The sequence below is a fragment of the Halomonas sp. DP5N14-9 genome (assembly GCF_019802175.1).
GTDB classification, from domain to species: Bacteria; Pseudomonadota; Gammaproteobacteria; order Pseudomonadales; family Halomonadaceae; genus Halomonas; species Halomonas litopenaei.
This window is the reverse complement of the sequence record NZ_JAHVHR010000014.1, coordinates 82,538-102,774: the sequence shown is the minus strand read 5'-3', so window position 1 is coordinate 102,774 and position 20,237 is coordinate 82,538. Positions and strand designations below refer to the sequence as shown.

The 20,237-nt window shown below is 56.8% G+C and carries 18 protein-coding genes and 4 tRNA genes; 9 read left to right on the top strand and 13 right to left on the bottom strand.

Features of this window, described 5'->3' with window-relative positions; all coding sequences use genetic code 11:
• Positions 1–258 precede the first annotated feature (258 nt).
• The 7 genes from KUW00_RS10160 to KUW00_RS10130 all read right to left on the bottom strand — a co-directional run bounded on the left by KUW00_RS10160 (position 259) and on the right by KUW00_RS10130 (position 5,606).
• Positions 259–1,017, bottom strand: a complete 759-nt coding sequence (locus KUW00_RS10160; protein ID WP_222568974.1) for a hypothetical protein — start codon at positions 1,015–1,017, stop codon at positions 259–261.
• Positions 1,018–1,173: 156 nt separating this feature from the next.
• Positions 1,174–1,692, bottom strand: coding sequence for a DUF2441 domain-containing protein (locus tag KUW00_RS10150; RefSeq protein ID WP_222568972.1), 519 nt, complete (start codon positions 1,690–1,692; stop codon positions 1,174–1,176).
• 76 nt (positions 1,693–1,768) lie between these two features.
• Positions 1,769–2,224: a GIY-YIG nuclease family protein gene (locus tag KUW00_RS10145; RefSeq protein WP_222568971.1), complete on the bottom strand. Its 456-nt coding sequence runs from the start codon at positions 2,222–2,224 to the stop codon at positions 1,769–1,771.
• Between the two features lie 62 nt (positions 2,225–2,286).
• Entirely contained in the window at positions 2,287–2,637 is a 351-nt protein-coding gene (locus tag KUW00_RS22650; protein WP_409996285.1) for a 4-fold beta flower protein, read from the bottom strand.
• A 375-nt stretch (positions 2,638–3,012) separates the two neighbouring features.
• A complete protein-coding gene (locus KUW00_RS10140) occupies positions 3,013–3,522 on the bottom strand; it encodes a hypothetical protein (RefSeq protein ID WP_222568970.1) in 510 nt (169 codons plus the stop codon).
• Positions 3,523–3,811: 289 nt separating this feature from the next.
• Positions 3,812–4,729 carry a DUF4365 domain-containing protein gene (locus tag KUW00_RS10135; RefSeq protein ID WP_222568969.1) on the bottom strand — a complete coding sequence of 306 codons (918 nt, stop codon included), beginning with the start codon at positions 4,727–4,729 and terminating at the stop codon, positions 3,812–3,814.
• An 88-nt stretch (positions 4,730–4,817) separates the two neighbouring features.
• Positions 4,818–5,606 carry an LEM-3-like GIY-YIG domain-containing protein gene (locus tag KUW00_RS10130; protein ID WP_052704539.1) on the bottom strand — a complete coding sequence of 263 codons (789 nt, stop codon included), beginning with the start codon at positions 5,604–5,606 and terminating at the stop codon, positions 4,818–4,820.
• Positions 5,607–7,011: 1,405 nt separating this feature from the next.
• Here KUW00_RS10130 and KUW00_RS10120 point away from each other — a divergent pair.
• Complete coding sequence (locus tag KUW00_RS10120) at positions 7,012–7,263, top strand: type II toxin-antitoxin system RelE/ParE family toxin (protein WP_222568967.1); 252 nt, start codon at positions 7,012–7,014, stop codon at positions 7,261–7,263.
• A gap of 199 nt (positions 7,264–7,462) precedes the next feature.
• Here the strand turns inward: KUW00_RS10120 and KUW00_RS10115 are convergent, their stop codons facing one another.
• Positions 7,463–8,173: a GntR family transcriptional regulator gene (locus tag KUW00_RS10115; RefSeq protein WP_261392084.1), complete on the bottom strand. Its 711-nt coding sequence runs from the start codon at positions 8,171–8,173 to the stop codon at positions 7,463–7,465.
• Between the two features lie 287 nt (positions 8,174–8,460).
• On the opposite strand from KUW00_RS10115, the gene KUW00_RS10110 reads away from it, so the two are divergent.
• The 5 genes from KUW00_RS10110 (at position 8,461) to KUW00_RS10090 (ending at position 13,554) form a co-directional block, all read left to right on the top strand.
• A complete protein-coding gene (locus KUW00_RS10110; RefSeq protein ID WP_222568966.1) occupies positions 8,461–9,870 on the top strand; it encodes an NAD(P)H-dependent oxidoreductase in 1,410 nt (469 codons plus the stop codon).
• A gap of 76 nt (positions 9,871–9,946) precedes the next feature.
• The gene (locus KUW00_RS10105; RefSeq protein ID WP_045994607.1) at positions 9,947–10,915 is read left to right on the top strand and encodes a Bug family tripartite tricarboxylate transporter substrate binding protein; all 969 of its coding nucleotides are present in this window, start codon (positions 9,947–9,949) and stop codon (positions 10,913–10,915) included.
• A gap of 92 nt (positions 10,916–11,007) precedes the next feature.
• A complete protein-coding gene (locus KUW00_RS10100; protein WP_222568965.1) occupies positions 11,008–11,577 on the top strand; it encodes a tripartite tricarboxylate transporter TctB family protein in 570 nt (189 codons plus the stop codon).
• A gap of 46 nt (positions 11,578–11,623) precedes the next feature.
• Positions 11,624–13,117, top strand: coding sequence for a tripartite tricarboxylate transporter permease (locus KUW00_RS10095; protein ID WP_045994605.1), 1,494 nt, complete (start codon positions 11,624–11,626; stop codon positions 13,115–13,117).
• A 194-nt stretch (positions 13,118–13,311) separates the two neighbouring features.
• Complete coding sequence (locus KUW00_RS10090) at positions 13,312–13,554, top strand: type II toxin-antitoxin system Phd/YefM family antitoxin (protein ID WP_222568964.1); 243 nt, start codon at positions 13,312–13,314, stop codon at positions 13,552–13,554.
• Positions 13,555–13,755: 201 nt separating this feature from the next.
• On the opposite strand, the gene KUW00_RS10085 is transcribed toward KUW00_RS10090, so the two are convergent.
• From KUW00_RS10085 to KUW00_RS10065, 5 genes are all read right to left on the bottom strand, one after another.
• Positions 13,756–13,831 (bottom strand) — tRNA-Asn (locus tag KUW00_RS10085).
• Positions 13,832–13,892: 61 nt separating this feature from the next.
• Positions 13,893–13,968 (bottom strand) — tRNA-Asn (locus KUW00_RS10080).
• Between the two features lie 46 nt (positions 13,969–14,014).
• Positions 14,015–14,090 (bottom strand) — tRNA-Asn (locus KUW00_RS10075).
• A 327-nt stretch (positions 14,091–14,417) separates the two neighbouring features.
• Positions 14,418–14,494 (bottom strand) — tRNA-Met (locus KUW00_RS10070).
• A 205-nt stretch (positions 14,495–14,699) separates the two neighbouring features.
• Complete coding sequence (locus tag KUW00_RS10065) at positions 14,700–15,581, bottom strand: choline ABC transporter substrate-binding protein (protein WP_261392088.1); 882 nt, start codon at positions 15,579–15,581, stop codon at positions 14,700–14,702.
• Positions 15,582–15,903: 322 nt separating this feature from the next.
• Here KUW00_RS10065 and betI point away from each other — a divergent pair, with 322 nt between their 5' ends.
• The 3 genes from betI (at position 15,904) to betA (ending at position 20,023) form a co-directional block, all read left to right on the top strand.
• Positions 15,904–16,524: a transcriptional regulator BetI gene (betI, locus tag KUW00_RS10060; protein ID WP_204248998.1), complete on the top strand. Its 621-nt coding sequence runs from the start codon at positions 15,904–15,906 to the stop codon at positions 16,522–16,524.
• Between the two features lie 169 nt (positions 16,525–16,693).
• Positions 16,694–18,163: a betaine-aldehyde dehydrogenase gene (betB, locus tag KUW00_RS10055; protein ID WP_222568962.1), complete on the top strand. Its 1,470-nt coding sequence runs from the start codon at positions 16,694–16,696 to the stop codon at positions 18,161–18,163.
• Between the two features lie 78 nt (positions 18,164–18,241).
• On the top strand, positions 18,242–20,023 hold the full coding sequence (gene betA / locus KUW00_RS10050) for a choline dehydrogenase (protein WP_261392082.1): 1,782 nt from the start codon (positions 18,242–18,244) through the stop codon (positions 20,021–20,023).
• The last annotated feature ends 214 nt before the right edge of the window (positions 20,024–20,237 follow it).

The following is a 20,237-nucleotide window of genomic DNA, read 5'->3' as shown; positions in this document are numbered from 1 at the left end:
GAGTGACCTTCACGCATCAGCATGATGGTGGCACGTTCTTCAGCAGTAAGGTGGTGGTAGCAATGAGTCATAGCGATAGCGTACCTGATCGATCAGGTGTTGCACTTGCTCATTGAGACCGCCGGGTTGCTTGGGTCAATTATAACTTTCCTAGCCTTGAATTCCATCGATAGTGTCCAAATAGGGTTGAGCTAACGCCGCGCTCTGGTGCAAACCGAAGCGCAGCGTAGGTTTTTCCCTAGCAGCGCTTTGTTATGCCTAGAACTGGACGTTGTTCTCTTTGTAGTAGTTAATCATTCCGTACATATCTTCGATGTACTTTACGAATTGCCCCATATTAGCCAGAAGAACACCTTTATCTAAATTTGGCGGGAGGTGTGGGTGGCCTGATTCATTTCGGCAAATGCGGCAAAACTGAAAAATCTGTTCAATTTTGACTTCAATATCATTCGTCCAGCCGTAGCCTTGCGGCTTGTTGATAGAGCTTTTCCAAGACGCTTTGAACTCTTCAAATACTTTCGAAATAAACTTCTTCGAAGTTTTCGATACAAATCTATCTCTCATTGTTTGATCTGGAATGGCTTGCGTGTAAGCGTCTATTAATAGATAAATTGCCTTTTCCGAAGCGCCACCCAGCAAAAAAGCACAACCTAAATTTGAGCCTGCTTTGATTGTGACAATAGCCTCTTCGATGAATCGGACAACGATAGGATCTACATCGGGGATATTTTCTTTAAGAACCTCAGGAAATCGCTCGATTTCAAAGGGAAGCATCTCACCGATATTTTCTTCGTTTTCTACTGCGTCCTTAGCCTGAGTTAATGCCGTCTTAAGATTAGATTCCGCGCCCTGAATCTGAATAGTTCCAGTTGAATAGACTTTGACAACACTTTTGGCTTTACCATTTTGGATGTCAAGGCGTTTACAACCTTGTTCATCCTTTTCCTGAAAAGGGAATTTGTTTCGCTCAACGTATGATTTCATTTGAGCATAATTTGATTCCATTATGTCGGACACTCATTTCTCCTTAGTTTCTGAAAGGGAATAACGCCCTGTTAAGGAGTGAGCAACGCAATACCGAAGCCGCCGCATACCACCTTAGACACTAAACGCAATGAATAGGAAAAATGCCAAGCGTTGCGAATCACTCTTCAACAGATTGTTATGTTTTTATTACCCCACTTGCTCACCGATAGTAACGGGTAACTCAAGCAGAATTTCCCAGAAACTTTCGGAAATAGATCCCCGATTTCCTTTCCAGTATTCATCTGCAAAGTATGAACAGACAAGTAAAGTTTGATTATTATCTAAGAGCACCATATTTCCTTTAAAGTATGATTTTTCAGAAAATACTTCAAAGATTCTGTTACTTGGTTGACCAAATTTATCACGAAAAGCCATAGCTTCTTCTATCGATTCGCAAGCAAAGAAACACTCAAATCTAGATTTAACATCTGGAAAATGTGCTCTTCTAACGTATTCAAATAATAATTCTATCGCTGAGCTAAAGATTCCCCCATGACTACCGTTTTTTAAAAGGTAGTTTTCGCCGTGAGCTGATACTTCATGTGGAAAGAGTTCATCCACGTGCGACTGCAATACCTCAGGATTAACATCATCATACTTAGTGACATCAATTAAGGCACCACTAGATAGAGTTCCAAGCCTATCCACCGTATAGAATTTCTTCATCTACACCTCGAAACCATGAAAAACACATAACGCTGAGCGAAGAGGCGGCTGAAAGCCGTCCGCCTTTCGCGATTTGTTAATGGGAGGCTGAAATTCCATTCACATTGTCCGACGTTACAATCTCTCGAATCAGGAACTCTTCAAGAGCGGCTGCCTCAAATGATGTTTCATTGGGGACACCAACAATCCATACGTACCGTGGCTGTACTTTCCATTGGTCGTGTTTCAATTTGCACTTTTTATCTTTGCCGTACTGGCAATACGAATTCAACCGAGCGCTCACGGAACTCTTCATTGAAGATTTTCCTATATATACAACGCGACCATCATCATCAAGAAACGCATAGATTCCAGCTTTACCATTACTTGGCCAAGTGTCATTCCAACAATACTGCGCCTTCAATGCACCTCCCTCTCGCTCTGGAAATAGGTCGTAAAGAGGACCGGAACTGAAATCGCTCATATCCGGATGTCGGTAGCACGAAAAATACTCATCGACTTTAGCCTTCAGATCATCAAATGTTCCGAACATAGATATCCCATTAACGCCAAGCTAAGCGGCGCGCGTCAGCGCGTCCTTGCTTGAGCGCCTTGTTATGCATTTATAAATTGGTCCCAATCGATCCCCCAGCCCAGTGACGGAACCGCTGGAACAGGAGGTACGGAGGGCACTGCTGGGACAGGCGGAACTGAAGGTACTGGTGGCACTGGCGGTACAGAGGGAACAGGAAGGACAGGACCTCCTGAACCACCCCGAATGAATGCTACTACTCCGCCTCGGTGGTCTCGATATAAACCGTTTTCGAAAACACCAAGATGCTGACCTCTGTGACCATAAACATTAGTACCGTTGAGAACGCCTGCATGTCTGCCATTTAGATGATAAATATTGTCGCCATTTACCCAAGCAACAACTCTCCCATTACGATCATATACTGGTTCCATTACCTTTCTCCCTAAGATGCATAACGACCGCCAGCAGGCGTGCGGCTTTTTGCATCGCTTGCCTGGCCTTGTTAGGTGTGAGTGTTCTGCTATTAACAGTTAATGGCAATGAACCGTTCCGACACTATTATCCATATGGCAACACTGCCCGGGTGGAGAACTTTTCCGGCACCCACCCCCGTGGGCCAGAGCAGTGCCGCTAACCAAGGTAAGAACGATAGCAATAATAAGGACTTTCATATATCCCCCTGCTTCTGATTGAGTTTATTCTCGGTACCTGAAACTACACACCTAACGCCTAAATAAACGGTGAATAAAGTTAGGCTAAAATTGGCGAGGTACGAGCCGAGCCTAGCTTTATGAATCCGCTTTAATTTATTTGTTAGGTATCGCTTTAAATCCTAGGTAATCTTTTCTTAGTTCTTCGACTGCATTTAAGCAATTATTTTGTAAGGGCTCTGAAAACTGTGATACTACAAAGTCAATGGCAGACAGAAATACATCATAATAAATTGACTTAAACAAATCGAAAACCAACTGCATATTGTCGATGTTAGATTGAATGCCGCAAGCTAGCGTTACCTTTTTTTCATGCTCGCCAAAATAACCGCCTTCAAAGGTTTCTATAACATAATCGAAATATTGATACTCTGGACTATCTGTTCTTTCAACAAAGTCACTAAAAGTCCCTATAACACTAAAGAGCATTAAAATACCCCCTATAATAAGATAATAATCCTTTTTCAATATCGAGTAAGGTAAGCCAATTGCTATGGTTAAGCAGCAAAGCCCTCTCCAATTTTCACCTTGAAAAAATAGTACCACCGAGTTTATTAAAAAATAGCAAAAAACAAACAAGAGAAATAAAAATGAATAACGACTCATGAGATACCTAACGCCTGCATAACACGTTTACTACTATGCGTTATACTTAAAATTGACGCCTTAAAACGAGAAACCCCCGACAACCTGAGATGCCGAGTGTAGTAAATCGTGTTGATGCATTTGTTATACGAAGCTTTCGCCACTTTTACAACAAAAACGATATTAATTTTCTATAAAGATTCCAATGTAATCGCCATTAATTACGAATGAATATTTTTCTTCTTTTTTGGAATAAATAAAAACCATGAAAATAGATGTTTTTCTGTTCACCCAAAAAGAAACAATTATACTATTTTGAACTCCAATACCGTTCATCCATAGATACTAAAGATACGTTATTTAAAAAATTAACAAACGAACACTGCTTTTGTACCCAGTATTGATAATAATCTGTCAATATTAACTGGTGCAGCAACTTAAGTAGTTCGACCATTTTTTTATCAAGCATCAATAGTAGCTTTGTCATATGATACTCGTACATAAAGTAAGGACCGTAGGCAGCATCTATTCCAATTGGATTATTATCAACAAATGCTCTTGGCTCCGGAATATCCCAACAAATATTCAGTAACAAGCAAAATCCCTGCATAGATTGATATACATAATCAAAATCACTTAACACATCATCTTCATCTACTAACATATGATAATCTCTTCTTATACGAGAATCGTACAGGTCACAAAGAACTCTATGTACCTTATCAAAAGAACAAAGTTCACGATCTAGAGAGCGTAAACTTTTAGACCACGCATGTAGTCGGAGTAATTCATTGACCGAGAATAAATCACAAGAATAAAAATCATAATAAAAATTATCATTTATTCGATATCTGTCATAATTCTCCCTAACATGAATATCCACCGATTTCATATACATCAAACTCGTTTCTTCATCGACAAGAATAATAAATGTAACCAAATTTGAATTTAACCAGTAATTGGTATTATTTTTATTTATTGAATAATTTCTAAACTTTCCATTATCATTAAATGGTACAGTTTTTTTAGATTTAAGTTGAATTGATATAAATTCACCTGTCACTTGTCCTGTAGCTTCAACCACCTCTATTAATGCATCGATACCATAGTCTCGTTCAGTTACTTCCCTAATCAACCAATGATTCGGTATATTATTGCTAAATACTTTAAAAGAACATGTCTCCCGAATATGGTTTGGGCACCTAATAGGAAAAGATTTTTCGAACATTTTTCACCTCATACTTTACTTCGTATAACGCCGCGCTCTGCGGCAAATTTTGAGCGCAGCGGAAAAATTGTCCGGCAGCAGCGCTTTGTTATGCATCACCGTGTTCCAACAGCTGAATTCCTTTTCTAGCTTCCCTGATAATCACGTCAATCTCACGAGTGCCACTATAGTCCGGATACCTGGCTAGATTCTTAGCATTGGTGATGTATAGCTCAGCGCCGACTGCGAATCTCAGAAATCTATCCTTTTCCTCTGCCGATTTTCCAGTCGGCTCAAACGCCAACCACATGGTTGGATTCTTAGTGTGAGTGATACCAATTCGAAGCCTCGCAGCATCGAAGTATGAGTAGATCTTTGTCTTATTGCTCTCACCGAGATCCGGCTCAGTAAAACCCACATCGAGTTCTTCCTCCAGCGCTCGCTTAATCTCCAATGCGAACGATACAGTGTCATTTTGTTCGCGAGCGCGAATCATGGCGCTAGAATATTCTCCCGATTGGCGGTAAGCCCGCCTCGGGATATCTATGCCTGGAATCTCGTCCATAGCTCCGTTCGGGCGAATCGTAGAGCCACCATGCCCTCCCTGAACATTCGTTAAACTGTAAAAGCCGTACACCCAATGTATAAGTGTGGCTTCGACAGCATACGCCTGTTCCTCGGTTTCATACCTACCGATGACTATTGCTAGCTCTTTCTCTCCGGCCGCCCGTATCTCACGGATTCTGGCTAGCTTTTCGTTGTGATCAGTTGATGTTCCAGCTTCAGCGCCGTGGGCCAAAGCCCGCTGCCCCTTCCCCTTGCCGACGTAAAAGGTAGTTCCGCAACGTGGATCGACGAGTTCGTAAACATAGTAGGGCTTTAGCAGCGGTTCACTCATTCTATGGTCACTATCAGTCAGCTATCGGGATGCATAACATTTTTATTCATAGGCATGCTCATTTCTCTTCCGCATGAACGCACCCAAATTGCAGCCTATGCCTTTGAATTCTTCCGTATCTTTCTCACTTTACTGCGGCGTAATCTGAGAAAAAACGCGCATACTCATGTTCAAAGCGCGCATGCCCAAAATCGCTCTTTAGCGATTACAAAGCCATTGATTGGCCGTAATTTTAAAGCGCATGTGCGCAATAAACACGCCCTCAGATACATCAATTCGAGCGCGCCATTAAATTCTGTGCTGCATTTCGTATACACGAATGAATACCGCACGCAGAGAAACACCTACGCCATGTCACCGGGAGAAAGGCACACCTCCCCTCCACATACTAACCTTCAAACAGGCACGCTACCGCCCCGGCGGCCACACGACATGACCACCCAGCGCGACGAATGCCGCTGTGCGATCACGAGTACGGAAGGAATTGAGGACGTGTAACCGAAGTAGGCAGCACGTTCCATACAGGCGGCAAGGCGCCTGCATTGAACGTCAGATTAGCGTTGGCTGGTCATCCCTTGGCCGTATACGGCTTTCCTATCCCTGCGCATGATCGTTGTTTTCGTGCTCGTAGCGGCACTGTTTATAGCTTGGCGTTGGCCATTAGCAGCAGAATAGACAAAAGATGTGAGGAATGGGAACGAATTTACGCGTTTTTTGGCTTAAGTCTTACAAACTGTTGAATTTCGGAAACTGCTTTTTGGAAGCACTTGCTCGAATAAAATTCGGGGATAGAGATTTGAAGCTGATACGACTGCCCTGCCCAGCGCGAGCAAGCAATCACTCGCATATGGCGAATGGGTGGTATAGCTTGTTCAGCTCGGCGCCAGGTAACCGCGATGCGATTTTGATCCACCACCGAACCTTGCCGCCATTGACGGGAACGGCTCCGCGCGCCTGTGAGGCAACGTTTCGAGGTATCGCTACCAGGAGGCGTCTGCGCGGCAAGCGGGCCTGGGTTGCCATACTGAGCACCAAAACGAGCCAATATACGTGAATACGTCAGAATGAGCTGCGAGGCTTCAGATGGATACCCGTATACAGTTTCGCATCGATGAAGAGACAAAGCGCCTAGCCCAGCAGATGGCAGAGAGCCAGGGGCGTACGCTCAGTGGCGCCTGCAGGGAATTGGCAGAACAACTCGCCGAGCAACAGCGCCAAGCAACGTCACACCATGACTGGTTATCGCTTCAGGTCAAGCGAGCGTTTGACAGACTCCAAGCCGGTGCAGCGACCTTTGTCGATCATGAAACCGCAAAATCCCGGATGGCAGAACGAAAGTCACGGCTCCGCGCCCGTGACCTTGCCCCGGTAATCGGCGATTCCAAGGGAAGAAGAGGGTCTGACAATGCGTGAAGCCATTTTCGACTTCCTCTACCAGTTCAATCCTGTGGTCGCCGAACGGACTGATGGCCAGATTGAGGAAAGGGCAGAACTGCTGATGCTGCAACCGCTACTCGGCGTAGAGCGCCAAGGTATTCCTGGTCGCTTGCTGATCCTTCCGGAAGTATCGCTTCTGATCTCCTATCAGTTGGCAGGCTTAGATATCCGGATCATGCGCGTCCTTCACCAAAAGCAGCAATTCCCGCCCGCCGATTGACGGCTAATCACTCTCTGACCGCAAAGGCTCGAAGCGGACGTAGCTTCTTGGCTCGGCTGATGGACGGAGTCAGCCGCCCCCCCCCTTCGCTCGATATCCGTTAAGCGTCATTACTTCACCTGCTCTGCATCCTGCCCATCAGTGTCTCGCTATCACGCCCTTGGCTGGCCGGCGTCGCCTGCCGCACCTACCTCACCTACTAGCCGCTCTCGGTGTCGACATCGGCGAGGGACTGGTCCTCGGGTGCGGGGGTGGCGTACTTCATCCAGGTCTTGCCGAGGTGGTTGCGCAGTTCATTGCCGACCTGCTTGCCGTCGCGGGCTTCCAGGGCGGCCATGATGGCTTCGTGCTCGTCCATGGCCACGGACCACTTCTCGTTTTTCAGGTTGGAAAGATAGCGCACGCGGTAGAGCTGTCGGCTCAGGGTGGCGTGGATCTCGATCAGGGAGTTGTTGCCGGAGAGCGAGACGATGCGGTTGTGGATCGCCTGGTTCAGGCGAAAGTAGTTCTGGCGGTCACGACGCAGGAAGGCGGCCTTCATCTCGAAGTGCAACGCCTGCAGCTCGGCGATGTCGTCGTCGCTGGCATTGGCGCAGCAGAGCTCCGCGGCTGATTGCTCCAGTACACTCAGCACATAGGCCTTTTCCTGCACGTCCTGGGGGCTGACGTCGGCAACCACCGCACCCCGGCGTGGGGAGATGACCACCAACCCTTCTGCTGCGAGGATCTTGAAAGCCTCGCGCATGGGGGTGCGCGAGACGTCCAGTTCTTCGGCCAGCTTGCGCTCGGGCAGCCGCTGCCCGGGCTGGAAGTGATCCATCACGATATGTTCACGCAGGTAGTTGGCGACCTTCTCCACCAGTCCTTCGCGTGCGTCCACTGCCGCTTCGTCCATCGTTATTGCCGTCATGGTCTTCGATGCCTAAAGAATGGCATACCGTTTTTTGGTGGGCAAACATTTACGCGGTTTTACCCTCTGCATTTATTCTTTGATATTCAACGATATAACACACATCTTTTGCTTTATTCGACCAAGGTCTATGCCCCAATCGTTTGACCACCAAAATGGTATACCACTACATTTCTCTGCATCTTGATCCCGCCCGATCCTTCCAGACCGAGGCCTTCAACCCGCTCAGGCAGCCCCCGGCAACGCGCCAGCGGTGGGCCAGGCCAGCACGGAGACGCTCTACGACCATGAACTACCTTCACCACTTTGATACCGCCACCACCGTCGAGGCATGCGTCGCGGGCGCTGGCGATTTCGGTCGCGGCATCCTCCGTCAGGCCCAGCAGATGCCCGGCATGAACGCGCGTATCGCGGTGGACATCAGCGCCGAGACGGCCGCCCAGGCGTTCGAGAAGGCCGGCATTCCGGCCTCTCAGATTGCGGTATGCCAAACGTCGGACGAGGCAAGCGACGCCTGGCAGGCGGGTAAATTTGTCGCCTGTGGCGATCTCGAAGTGGTCAAGCACCTGGATTTCGACATCCTGGTGGAAAGCACTGGTATACCAAACGCCGGTGCCACCCACGCGGCCAGTGCACTCAAGGCCGGCAAGCACGTCGGTATCGCCACCAAGGAAACCGAATCGGTGGTCGGTCCCTACCTGACCCGCCTCGGTAACCGCCATGGTCGCCTGTTCACTCCGCTGGACGGTGATCAACCGAGCCTGTTGATCGGCCTGGTGACCTGGGCCCAGACGCTGGGCTTCGAGATCATCGCCGCCGGCAAGAGCAGCGAATACGACTTTGTCTGGGACGAGGCGGATCAGGCGATCTGGTGCAACGGCACCCGTTTCGACGCCCCGGACATGGCTGAGCTGTGGACGCTGCCCGAGGGTGACGAGCGCAGCGTGGTGCGTGCCCGTGGCGAGCACCTGAGCGCCATTCCGCAGATCTCCGCACCGGACCTGTGCGAGATGACCAATGTGGCCAACGCCACCGGCCTTACCCCCGACCACCCTGCCTTCCACGCCCTGGTGCTGCGTACCCATGAGGTGCCGACCCTGCTGGACCTGGAAGGCAACGGCGGCGTGCTCTCCGGCACGGGGCGTCTGGAGGTGTTCAACTGCCTGCGCCGCCCGGACGAGCTGAGCTTCGCCGGTGGCGTCTTCGTGGTGGTGCGCTGCGAGGATGCCCACGCCTGGGAGGTGCTGGACGGCAAGGGCCATATCCTGAGTCGCAGCAAGAAGAGCGCCATGGTCTACCTGCCGCGCCACCTGCTGGGCCTGGAAGCGCCGATCTCGCTGCTCGACGCAGTACTCAAGGGCCTGCCCTCCGGCGGCGGCCAGGCCACCCGCCCGGCGGTTGACCTGGTCGCCCGCGCCACGCTGTCACTCAGCAAGGGGCAGGAACTCGAGATGAAGGGCCACCATCGCCACATCGCCGGCCTTCAGCCCGAGGTGCATCCCGCCGCTGCGCTACTCGATGCCACCCCGGTGCCCTTCTATCTGCTGCCCGGCGCCGTGCTCAAGCGCGATGTGGCTGCAGGGCAATTGATCAGCGTGGCCGACGTGCAGCTGCCGGACTCCACCTTGCTCCACCTTCGCCGCGAGCAGGACGCGATGTTCTTCTCCACCGCCGAATCTTCCTCCGAACCGGCCTGACGTCATGTCAGGCCACCTGGCAACCACTGGGCAGATGCCCATGCTCAACCACAACAACCACCCCCAGGAGAACGCCATGATCACCCGAAACGCGATCATCACCGCCAGCGCCCTCGGCCTGTCGCTCGTCGTAGCGAGCCCCGCCGCGCTGTCCGCCGACGAGGCGGCGGACTTCCCCTCCAAGCCGCTGCAGTTCCTGGTCGCCGCCGGCGCCGGTGGCGGCACCGACAACTTCGCGCGCACCATCAAGCCGCTGCTTGAAGAGGCCATGGACACCCGCGTGACGGTGGTCAACCTGCCGTCCGCCTCCGGCGCCCTGGCCCACCAGCGTACCGCCAACGGCGACGCCGACGGCCACACCCTGGACTTCGCCTCCTCGACTCTGGTTACCTCGCTTGCCGCCGGCCAGAACCCCACCGGCCTCGACCAGCTCACCCCGGTGGCGCGCATGCAGTCCGACGTGATGACGCTGATCGTCGATCCGGACAAGTACGCCGACTTCGACGCCTTCATGGAGCACGCCAAGGCCAACCCGGGTCAGGTCATCATCGGCGGCACCCACGCGGCCAGCCCCGACCGCATGGCCTTCCTGTCGTTCCGTGACGCCACCGGCCTGGACATCAGCTTCATTCCCTACGACGAGGAAGGCAGCGTCGCCGCCAACGTCATGGGCGGCAACATCGATGGCCTGTTCGGTGAGATCAGCTCGGTGCTGAGCTACATGGAATCCGGCGAGATGATGCCGATCCTGGTGTTCGCCGAAGAGCGTCTGGAGAACTTCCCGGACATCCCCACCACCGTCGAGAACGGCTGGGACCTGACCGACGGCAACGAGCGCGGCATCTTCGTCCACGCCGACACCCCGGACGCCATCGTCGAGAAGCTCGAATCCACGCTGAAGAGCGTCTACGACTCCGAGACCTACCAGGAGTACGAAGAGCGGGTGAACCTGCACTACCGCGAGGGCTGGCTGGGTAGCGACGACTACCGCGAGAAGCTCGAGCAGAACCTGGAACTCTACACGCGGCTTCTGGAAAACACCTGATCCCGTGGACTGGCGGGCCGGGTACTACCCGGCCCCTCACCTTGCGCTGACGGGACTCGCTCCCGCTGGCCCGCCGTGAACCGAGCCTCACCATGCATACCAAGTTCACCGTCTTTGCCGTCCTGCTGCTGGTACTGGCCGCCGTCACCCTGGTGCCGACGCTTGATTTCCCGAGCTCCGAGGACGTCTCGACCTTTATCGGCCCACGCCTGTGGCCGCTGTCGCTGTTGCTCCTGCTGATCGTGCTGTCGGCGACCCTGCTGGTCTCCACCCGCATGAGCCAGGCCAAGGAGCGTGCCAGCGACGCCGAGGCCAAGGCCGCGATGGCGAAAGACCCCGCGACCGAAACTGGCCAACAGGCTGACGCCGGCCAGGACAGCGCCACCGACAACGTCACCGACAGCACCACCGAAGCCGCTGGCGTTGCTCTTGACCCTGGGTATCTTGCCGCCAACCGCCACTGGTGGCTGATGGGCACCACCGTTGCCTACACCCTGCTGATGCCAGCCATCGGTTTTCTGCTGGCCACCGTGATCTTCACCCTGGCCTGCACCTTGTTGCTTGGCGCGCGCCACTGGGCGGCCCTGCTTGCCACCGTGGTCATCGCCGTTGCGCTGATCCAGGGCGTGTTCTCCACCCTGCTGGGCATCCCCTTGCCATGACACCCAGCCGGTACGATTTTCCACCAGTATTTCGCGGGAGCTGACGATGCTGGAGAGTTTTCTCAGTGGGCTAGGCGTGGTCTTCCAGCCCATGAACCTGTTGATCCTGACCTCGGCCGTGTTTATCGGCTTTATCGGTGGTGCGCTGCCGGGCATCAGCGGCGTGATCCTGGTGGTCATCCTGCTGCCGGTCACCTACGGCATGGAGCCCACCCAGGCGTTCATGCTGCTGACCGCCATCTACGGCTCCACCGTCTTCTCGGGGCTGATCACCGCCATCCTCTATCGCGCCCCGGGCACCCCGGAGGCGGTGATGACGGCCTTCGACGGCTATCCCATGACCCAGCAGGGCGAGGCCGGCAAGGCGCTGGGCATCGGTGTGCTGAGCTCCGCGGTGGGCGGGCTGGTCGGCACCATCGCGCTGATCATCTTCACCCCGATGCTGGCCTCGGTGGCGCTGAAGTTCTCCTCCCCCGAGTACTTTGCACTCGCCATCCTCGGCCTGACCGTAGTGGCCTCCCTCGGTGGCCGGCTGATCCTCGGCTTGATCGGTGCCACCCTGGGCCTGTTGATCGCTACTATCGGCATCGACCCGCTCACCGGCACCAGCCGCTACACCTTTGACAACCTCAACCTGGCCGAGGGGGTCGGGCTGATTCCGGTCATCGTCGGTCTGTTTGCGGTGTCCGAGGTGATGAAGCGCTCCCTGAGCCGTGACGCCGAACAGCCGCTGACCAAGGTCAAGATCAAGATCTTCGACGCCCCCATCCTGAAGAAGATCGGCGTCACCCTGTCGCGCTCATCCATCCTCGGCGTCATCATCGGCATCCTGCCGGGCATCGGCGCCAGCACCGCCGCCATGGTCAGCTACAGCGAGACCGTGCGCTGGTCCAAGCACCCGGAGAAGTTCGGCAAGGGCGCACCGGAAGGCATCGCTGCACCGGAGGCCGCCAACAACGCCGCCGCCATGGGCGCCCTGGTGCCGCTGTTCGCGCTCGGTATTCCGGGAAGCGGCACCACCGCGATCATCCTCGGCGCCTTCATCATGCATGGCCTGCAGCCGGGGCCGATGTTCATGCTGACCTCGAGCGACCTGATCTACGCGGTGTTCGCTGGGCTGTTCGTGGTGAACTTCATGATCCTGGCGTTCTCCAAGCCGTTCATCAAACTGTTCACCCGACTGCTCAACGTGCCCTACTCGGCACTGGGCCCGATCATCCTGATGTGCTGCATCGTCGGTACCTACTCGGTGCGCAACTCGATGTTCGACGTCTGGCTGATGCTTGGCTTCGGTGTGCTCGGCTTCCTCCTGGAGAAGATCAAGTTCCCGCTGGTCTCGATCATCCTTGGCCTGGTGCTCGGCCCCATCGCCGAGAGCGAGCTGCGTCGCTCGCTGGCCATGTCCCAGGGCGACCTCGGCATCTTCTTCTCGCGCCCGATCAGCGCAAGCCTGATCGCCATCGCCGTGCTGCTTCTGGGCACCACCATCGTCATTGCCCTGCGCAAGCGGGCGAGGAACCGGGCCGCTGCGATGGGATGAGGCGATAAAGCCACACATTGGCTGACCACCAGCACCCTGCCCACGCAGAAACGACATCGCCCTCGCTGCCGATCAGGCAACGAGGGCGATTTTTTTGCTGAATCATACGCGGGTGCCAACAACGCTATCTGAGCCGCGCGGCCTGACGGCCAGATGCCCATCTTGACCTAAGCTTATCCAACAGGAGGTGACCGATGACTACAGTAACCGTCGAGAATGCTCGCGCTGAGCTTGAAGCCTTGATCGACAAGGCATTGGAAAGCCACGAACCTATTTTCATCACCGGTAGAAGAGGTGACGCCGTCTTGCTGGCGGAAGATGACTGGCGTGCCATCCTGGAAAGCCTCCACCTGGCTTCCCTACCTGCCATGGGCGAATCGGTCAGGGAAGGGCTGGAAACCGATCTCGGCCAGTGCGAGCGAGAACTAAAATGGTGACTTGGCAGACAGGCTAGAGAGAACGCTTCGCCCCGAGTGCAAACTTTCTGCGACACCGCTTTTTACACTCAGGCATCGCAAGCCTCAGCAAGAATGCGGCAGAAAAACGCAAAGCATGAAGCAAATCCTGGGACGGAAATCCCGGATAATTTCAATAAAGAGAAGAGACGGCAGGAAAGGGATAACACCAAAAATCAGCACTGGCTCCCCGAACAGGACTCGAACCTGTGACCCAATGATTAACAGTCATTTGCTCTACCAACTGAGCTATCGGGGAACAACGATGTGCAGTACTTCAAGCTTGGCGACAATTCATGCAAAACTGCTGCAAGGCAAGATGGCTCCCCGAACAGGACTCGAACCTGTGACCCAATGATTAACAGTCATTTGCTCTACCAACTGAGCTATCGGGGAATTACCTTGAATTGTCGGTGCGTGACGCGGGATCAACCGTTGCGGTTGGCTCCCCGAGCAGGACTCGAACCTGCGACCCAATGATTAACAGTCATTTGCTCTACCAACTGAGCTATCGGGGAATCGCCTCAAGCACGGGGCGTAGTATACGGATCGCTCCGAGATCGTCAAGCCCGGTTGCGCTTTTGTTGACCCAAGGACTGGCTTAACCCGCTGATCCGCCTCGTAACCTGGGTTCGGGCGGCTCGGGCTGCCGTCACGATGCACTGCACTGTCCTGAAGCCCTATCCTGAAGCCCTGCCCTGAACGTTGGCCCCTCGCCCACCGGCCTGGTGCTGGCGGGTCACAAACGCTGAAAGGCCGTGCCAGACGATGGCTGACGGGAGGCAAAAAACCCGCCGCATACGAAAGCACCCGCTGACCGAGGTCAGCGGGTGCTTTCTAAATCCTGGTGGCTACGCCCTGACTCGAACAGGGGACCCCATCATTATGAGTGATGTGCTCTAACCAACTGAGCTACGTAGCCTTTTGGGTCGTCATGCGGCAAAAGCGCCGTGTCGACGGGGGAGAATTATGCACACCGTTCATGAACTTGGCAAGCCCGCCCGCGAAATTTTCGACGACGGGCCTGCCCTGCTCTCCCCCGGCCTGGAACGCTCTGGGCTTGTTAGACAGTCAGCTCAGGCTTGTTCAGCGCCCCAGTGCTGGCTTATTCGACACCCAGCTCTGGCTTATTCAACACCCAGCTCCGCCTTGACCACCTCGAGGGCAGGCTCGCCATCGGCGGTCTCCACGCCTTCGAGCCAGGCGTCCAGCAGCTCCGGGTTGGCCTTGAGGTAGTCGCGGGCGGCCTCGTCCGGGGCGGTACCGTCATCCATGATGGTGCCCATCAGCTGGTTTTCCATCTCCAGGGTGAAACTCAGGTTGTTGAGCAGCGCACCGACGTTGGGGCATGCGTCGGTGTAGCCGGCACGGGTGTTGGTGTAAACGGTGGCGCCGCCCAGGTTGGGGCCGAAGTAGTCGTCGGCGCCTTCCAGGTAAGCCATGTCGAAGTTGGTGTTCATGGGATGCGGCTCCCAGCCGAGGAACACCATCCAGGTCTCGTCGGGGACGCGGGCACGCAGCTCCGCCAGCATGCCGGCCTCGCTCGAGTCGATCAGCGACCAGTCGCCGAGCCCAAAGGCGTCATCGTCGATCATCTGCTGGATCAGCTCGTTGCCGTCATTGCCGGCCTCGATGCCGTGGAGTTCGCTATTGAACTTGTCGGCGTGCTCGTCGAGATCCGCCACCGAGGTGACGCCGGCGTCATAGACGTACTGCGGCACCGCCAGGGTGTACTTGGCCCCTTCCAGGTTGGCCCCCAGGCGATCGACATCGCCCTGCTCGACGTAGGGGTCGCTGATGGACGCCATGGACGGCATCCAGTTGCCAAGAAAGACGTCGAAGTCGTCGTTCTTCATGCCCGAGTAGGCGATCGGCACCGAAACGGTGTCGATACGCGTCTCGTAGCCCATGGCCTTCAGCACTTCGGTGGTCAAGGCGGTGGTGGCGGTGATGTCGGTCCAGCCGACTTCGGCGAAACGCACCGGCTGGCAGCTGTCATCGGCGGCCATCGCCTGGGGGGCGGCAAGGCCGGCGATGGCAGCCGCCAGCACGGACAGAGCGGGAATCGTCGGGGTCGTCATGATGCACTCCTTGTTGAGGTTATCGGTTGCAGTATGGTGGCCTGTTCACGACTGTGCCGTTGAATCGACCAGATTTTGATTGAACGTCCAATCAATAAAAGGCATACTCTCTACATCCTAACCTCGGGGGTGCCTCGAGGAGCAAGTCACTAGATTCAACTCTTGAGCTCGATACCGCTCGGGACGCGCATCAACAGATTCACCTCTCGGGCACCTCAATGTTCGAGGGCGAACGGCACGGAGGTCTGTCATGCCCAAGGTAGGAATGGAGCCGATCCGCCGCCAGCAGCTGATCCAGGCGACCATGGCGGCGATCCACGAGGTGGGGCTTGCCGATGCCACCATCATGCGCATCGCCCGCCACGCCGGGGTCTCCGCCGGCATCATCAGCCACTACTTCGGTGGCAAGGATGGCCTCTTGGAGGCGACCATGCGCCAGATCCAGCATGACCTGGGCCAGGCCGTGGCGGCGCGGCGCAAGGCGCTGAGCGACTCAAGCCCCCGTGCCCATCTGGAAGCGATCATCGACGGCAACTTCGACGCCTCCCAGACCAACGCCCGCGCTGCCGGCACCTGGCTCGCCTTCTGGGCCAACTCGATGCACAAGGCCGACCTGCAGCGGCTGCAGAAGATCAACGACCGGCGGCTGTACGCCAATTTGTGCTACCAGTTTCGCCGGCTGATGCCCCGACACGAGGCCCAGCGCGCCGCCAATGGCCTGGCTGCGATGATCGACGGTCTGTGGCTGCGCGGCACCCTGTCGCCGGAAGGCCTGGACGCGGTCCAGGCCCGCCAGCTGGCGCGGGAGTACCTGAATCGACTGCTCGACAGCCACGCGCCCGCTGCGGCTCGCAAACCCGAACCGGCCTGAGTCGTCTTCAGGCTCAGGCCCCGAGCCTCGAGCCTCGAGCCGGATCTCAGGCAGACCGAGTGGGCAGGCTCAACACCTGCGCCACTCACGCGCACATTCTTGCTCTTCACTTATCGCCCCGACATCGCTGTCAGCTTGCTGACACATGCCCTTTCGACAGGAGGATGCCATGGCAACTCTCGAACTCCAGAAGCTCTACATCGACGGCCGTCTGACCGACGCCACCTCCAACGAGACCTTCAGCGTCACCAACCCCTACGATGGCAGCCACCTGGCCGACGTGCAGGTGGCAAGCCAGGCCGACGTGGACGCCGCTGTCGCCGCGGCCCAGCGCGGCCAGAAGGTGTGGGGCGCGATGTCCGGCATGGAGCGCGGACGCATCCTCAACCGCGCCGTGGCGCTGCTGCGCGAGCGTAACGACGAGATCGCCGAGCTCGAGACCCGCAACACCGGCAAGCCGTTCAGCGAGACGTCCACAGTCGATATCGTCACCGGCGCCGACGTGCTCGAATACTACGCCGGCCTCGCCGCCGCCATCGAAGGCAGCCAGATTCCGCTGCGTGAAGACAGCTTCGTCTACACCCGCCGCGAGCCGCTGGGCGTCATCGGTTCCATCGGCGCCTGGAACTACCCGATCCAGATCGCCTGCTGGAAGTCCGCCCCGGCGCTGGCCGCCGGCAACGCCGTGGTGTTCAAGCCCAGCGAGGTCACCCCGCTGACCACCATGATCCTGGCCGAGGTGTTCACCGAAGCCGGTCTGCCCGATGGCGTGTTCAACGTCGTCCATGGCGAGGCCGAGGTGGGCCAGGCGATCACCGGCCACCCGGACATCGCCAAGGTCTCGTTCACCGGCGAGGTAGGCACCGGCAAGAAGGTGATGTCGGCCTCCGCCGCCTCCAGCCTCAAGGACGTCACCATGGAGCTTGGCGGCAAGTCGCCGCTGATCGTCTGCCGTGACGCCGACCTGGTCCGTGCCGCCGACGCGGCGATGATGGCCAACTTCTACTCCAGCGGCCAGATCTGCACCAACGGCACCCGGGTGTTCGTCGACAACGCCGTCAAGGACGACTTCGAGGCACTGCTCGAGGAGCGCGTGGCGCGCATCAAGGCCGGCGACCCGATGGACCCCTCGGTCAACTTCGGCCCGCTGGTCAGCTTCGAACACCAGGAGAAGGTGCTGTCCTACATCGAGCTGGGCAAGCAGCAAGGCGCCCGGGTACTGGCCGGCGGCGACGCCTGGGACCAGGGCGACTGGGCCAAGGGCGCCTGGGCGGCCCCCACGGTGTTCACCGACTGCACCGATGACATGCGCATCGTGCGCGAAGAGATCTTCGGCCCGGTGATGTCGGTGCTCGGCTTCGACTCCGACGAGGAAGTACTCGAGCGCGCCAACGCCACCACCTATGGCCTGGCCGCCGGCGTCTTCACCGAGAGCCTCAACCGTGCGCATCGCCTGATCCATCGCCTGGAAGCCGGCATCTGCTGGATCAACACCTGGGGCGAGTCCCCGGCCGAAATGCCGGTGGGTGGCTACAAGCAGTCCGGCGTCGGCCGCGAGAACGGCATCGAGACCCTGGCCCACTACACCCAGACCAAGTCGGTCCAGGTCGAAATGGGCCCCTTCGAGTCGGTCTTCTAAGGCCGGCCCGTCGCGACAGCACTCGAACACCGCGTCACGCCTGACCCGGTCACCCCATTGCCTTCAGGGAGGCGTCACATGTCACAGCTCCGTGAATTCGACTACGTCATCATCGGCGCCGGCTCCGCCGGCAACGTCCTCGCCACTCGTCTGACCGAGGACCCGGACGTCCAGGTCCTGCTGCTGGAAGCCGGCGGCAAGGACCACCGCTTCGACTTCCGCACCCAGATGCCGGCAGCGCTGGCCTACCCGTTGCAGGGCAAGCGCTACAACTGGGCCTTCGAGACGGACCCCGAGCCGCACATGGACAATCGCCGCATGGAGTGCGGTCGCGGCAAGGGCCTTGGCGGCTCTTCGCTGATCAACGGCATGTGCTACATCCGTGGCAACGCCCTGGACTATGATGGCTGGGCCAAGCGCGACGGGCTCGAGGATTGGCACTACGCCAACTGCCTGCCCTACTTCCGGAAGGCCGAGACCCGCGATATCGGCCCCAATGACTACCATGGCGGCGATGGCCCGGTGTGCGTGGCCACCCCAAAGCCCGGCAACAACCCGCTCTACCACGCCTTTATCGAGGCGGGGCAGCAGGCGGGCTACCCGGCCACCGAGGACGTCAACGGCTACCAGCAGGAAGGCTTCGGCCCCATGGACCGCTTCGTCACGCCCCAGGGACGCCGCGCCTCCACCGCGCGTGGCTATCTGGACGAGGCCAAGAAGCGCCCCAACCTGACCATCGAGACCCGAGCCACCACCGACGTCATCCTGTTCGAGGGCAAGCGTGCGGTGGGCGTGCGCTATCAGCGCAAGGGCCAGACCCAGGAAGTGCGCACCCGTCGCGAGGTGCTGCTGTGCGCCGGCGCCATCGCCTCGCCGCAGATTCTGCAGCGCTCGGGCATCGGCCCGGCGGACCTGCTGGCGGAGCTCGGCATCGAGGCGGTCCACGTCAACGACAACGTCGGTGCCCATCTGCAGGACCACCTGGAGATGTACATCCAGTACGAGTGCAAGAAACCGATCTCGCTGTACCCGGCGCTGAAGTGGTACAACCAGCCGGCGATCGGCGCCGAGTGGCTGTTCAAGGGCAGCGGCGTGGGCGCCAGCAACCAGTTCGAGGCCGCCGGTTTCATCCGCACCAGCGAAGAGGAAGCCTGGCCGAACCTGCAGTACCACTTCCTGCCGATCGCCATCAGCTACAACGGCAAGAGCGCGGTGCAGGCCCATGGCTTCCAGGCCCACGTCGGCTCGATGCGCTCCCAGAGCGAAGGCCGCGTACGGCTGACCTCGGTCGATCCCAAGGCCGCGCCCTCGATCCTGTTCAACTACATGTCCACCGAAAAGGACTGGGAAGAGTTCCGCGACGCCATTCGCCTGACCCGCGAGATCATCGCCCAGCCGGCCATGGACGAGTTCCGCGGCCGCGAGATCTCGCCGGGGCCGGACGTGCAGAGCGACGATGAGCTCGACGCCTTCGTGCGCCGCCACGCCGAGACCGCCTATCACCCCTGTGGCACCTGCCGCATGGGCGACGGTGACGACTGCGTGGTCGACGGCGCCGGACGCGTGCACGGGGTAGAAAGCCTGCGGGTGGTCGACGCCTCGCTGTTCCCGGTGATTCCCACCGGCAACCTCAACGCGCCGACGATCATGCTGGCCGAGCGCATGGCCGACAAGATCCGTGGCCGCGAGCCGCTGCCGCCGAGCCAGGCGCCCTACTACGTGGCCAACGGCGCCCCGGCCCAGAAGCCGCCGCAGCGCCGGCTCGAGGAGGCCCATCCGACCCAGAGCGAGCGGCGCCTCTCCGCGCGCGCCGATGCTGGTGCTGGTGCAAGTTCTGATAGCACAGCGCAGCCTGGCTGACGCCGGAAAAGCTGCCGCTGGCGGCGACACGATTTAGACGACATCGACCTGGCCCCGTGACTTTCACGGGGCCATTTTTGTGCAGCTAAGAGACCTCTAGTTCGACCATGGTGCAAGAGGCAAGGTTTTCGATGGCCGGTTGTCAGGCGATGGGCTAATCTGCAAGAATTCAAACAGGCGTTTTATTACAACCACACTTCCTCTCATCGCTCTC

Bases quoted from the DNA above. Each gene is read 5' to 3' on its own strand.
- KUW00_RS10150 (WP_222568972.1), bottom strand. From the start codon at position 1,692: ATGAAGAAATTCTATACGGTGGATAGGCTTGGAACTCTATCTAGTGGT.
- KUW00_RS10145 (WP_222568971.1), bottom strand. From the start codon at position 2,224: ATGTTCGGAACATTTGATGATCTGAAGGCTAAAGTCGATGAGTATTTT.
- KUW00_RS22650 (WP_409996285.1), bottom strand. From the start codon at position 2,637: ATGGAACCAGTATATGATCGTAATGGGAGAGTTGTTGCTTGGGTAAAT.
- KUW00_RS10140 (WP_222568970.1), bottom strand. From the start codon at position 3,522: ATGAGTCGTTATTCATTTTTATTTCTCTTGTTTGTTTTTTGCTATTTT.
- KUW00_RS10135 (WP_222568969.1), bottom strand. From the start codon at position 4,729: ATGTTCGAAAAATCTTTTCCTATTAGGTGCCCAAACCATATTCGGGAG.
- KUW00_RS10130 (WP_052704539.1), bottom strand. From the start codon at position 5,606: ATGAGTGAACCGCTGCTAAAGCCCTACTATGTTTACGAACTCGTCGAT.
- KUW00_RS10120 (WP_222568967.1), top strand. From the start codon at position 7,012: ATGCGTGAAGCCATTTTCGACTTCCTCTACCAGTTCAATCCTGTGGTC.
- KUW00_RS10115 (WP_261392084.1), bottom strand. From the start codon at position 8,173: ATGACGGCAATAACGATGGACGAAGCGGCAGTGGACGCACGCGAAGGA.
- KUW00_RS10110 (WP_222568966.1), top strand. From the start codon at position 8,461: ATGAACTACCTTCACCACTTTGATACCGCCACCACCGTCGAGGCATGC.
- KUW00_RS10105 (WP_045994607.1), top strand. From the start codon at position 9,947: ATGATCACCCGAAACGCGATCATCACCGCCAGCGCCCTCGGCCTGTCG.
- KUW00_RS10100 (WP_222568965.1), top strand. From the start codon at position 11,008: ATGCATACCAAGTTCACCGTCTTTGCCGTCCTGCTGCTGGTACTGGCC.
- KUW00_RS10095 (WP_045994605.1), top strand. From the start codon at position 11,624: ATGCTGGAGAGTTTTCTCAGTGGGCTAGGCGTGGTCTTCCAGCCCATG.
- KUW00_RS10090 (WP_222568964.1), top strand. From the start codon at position 13,312: ATGACTACAGTAACCGTCGAGAATGCTCGCGCTGAGCTTGAAGCCTTG.
- KUW00_RS10065 (WP_261392088.1), bottom strand. From the start codon at position 15,581: ATGGCCGCCGATGACAGCTGCCAGCCGGTGCGTTTCGCCGAAGTCGGC.
- betI (WP_204248998.1), top strand. From the start codon at position 15,904: ATGCCCAAGGTAGGAATGGAGCCGATCCGCCGCCAGCAGCTGATCCAG.
- betB (WP_222568962.1), top strand. From the start codon at position 16,694: ATGGCAACTCTCGAACTCCAGAAGCTCTACATCGACGGCCGTCTGACC.
- betA (WP_261392082.1), top strand. From the start codon at position 18,242: ATGTCACAGCTCCGTGAATTCGACTACGTCATCATCGGCGCCGGCTCC.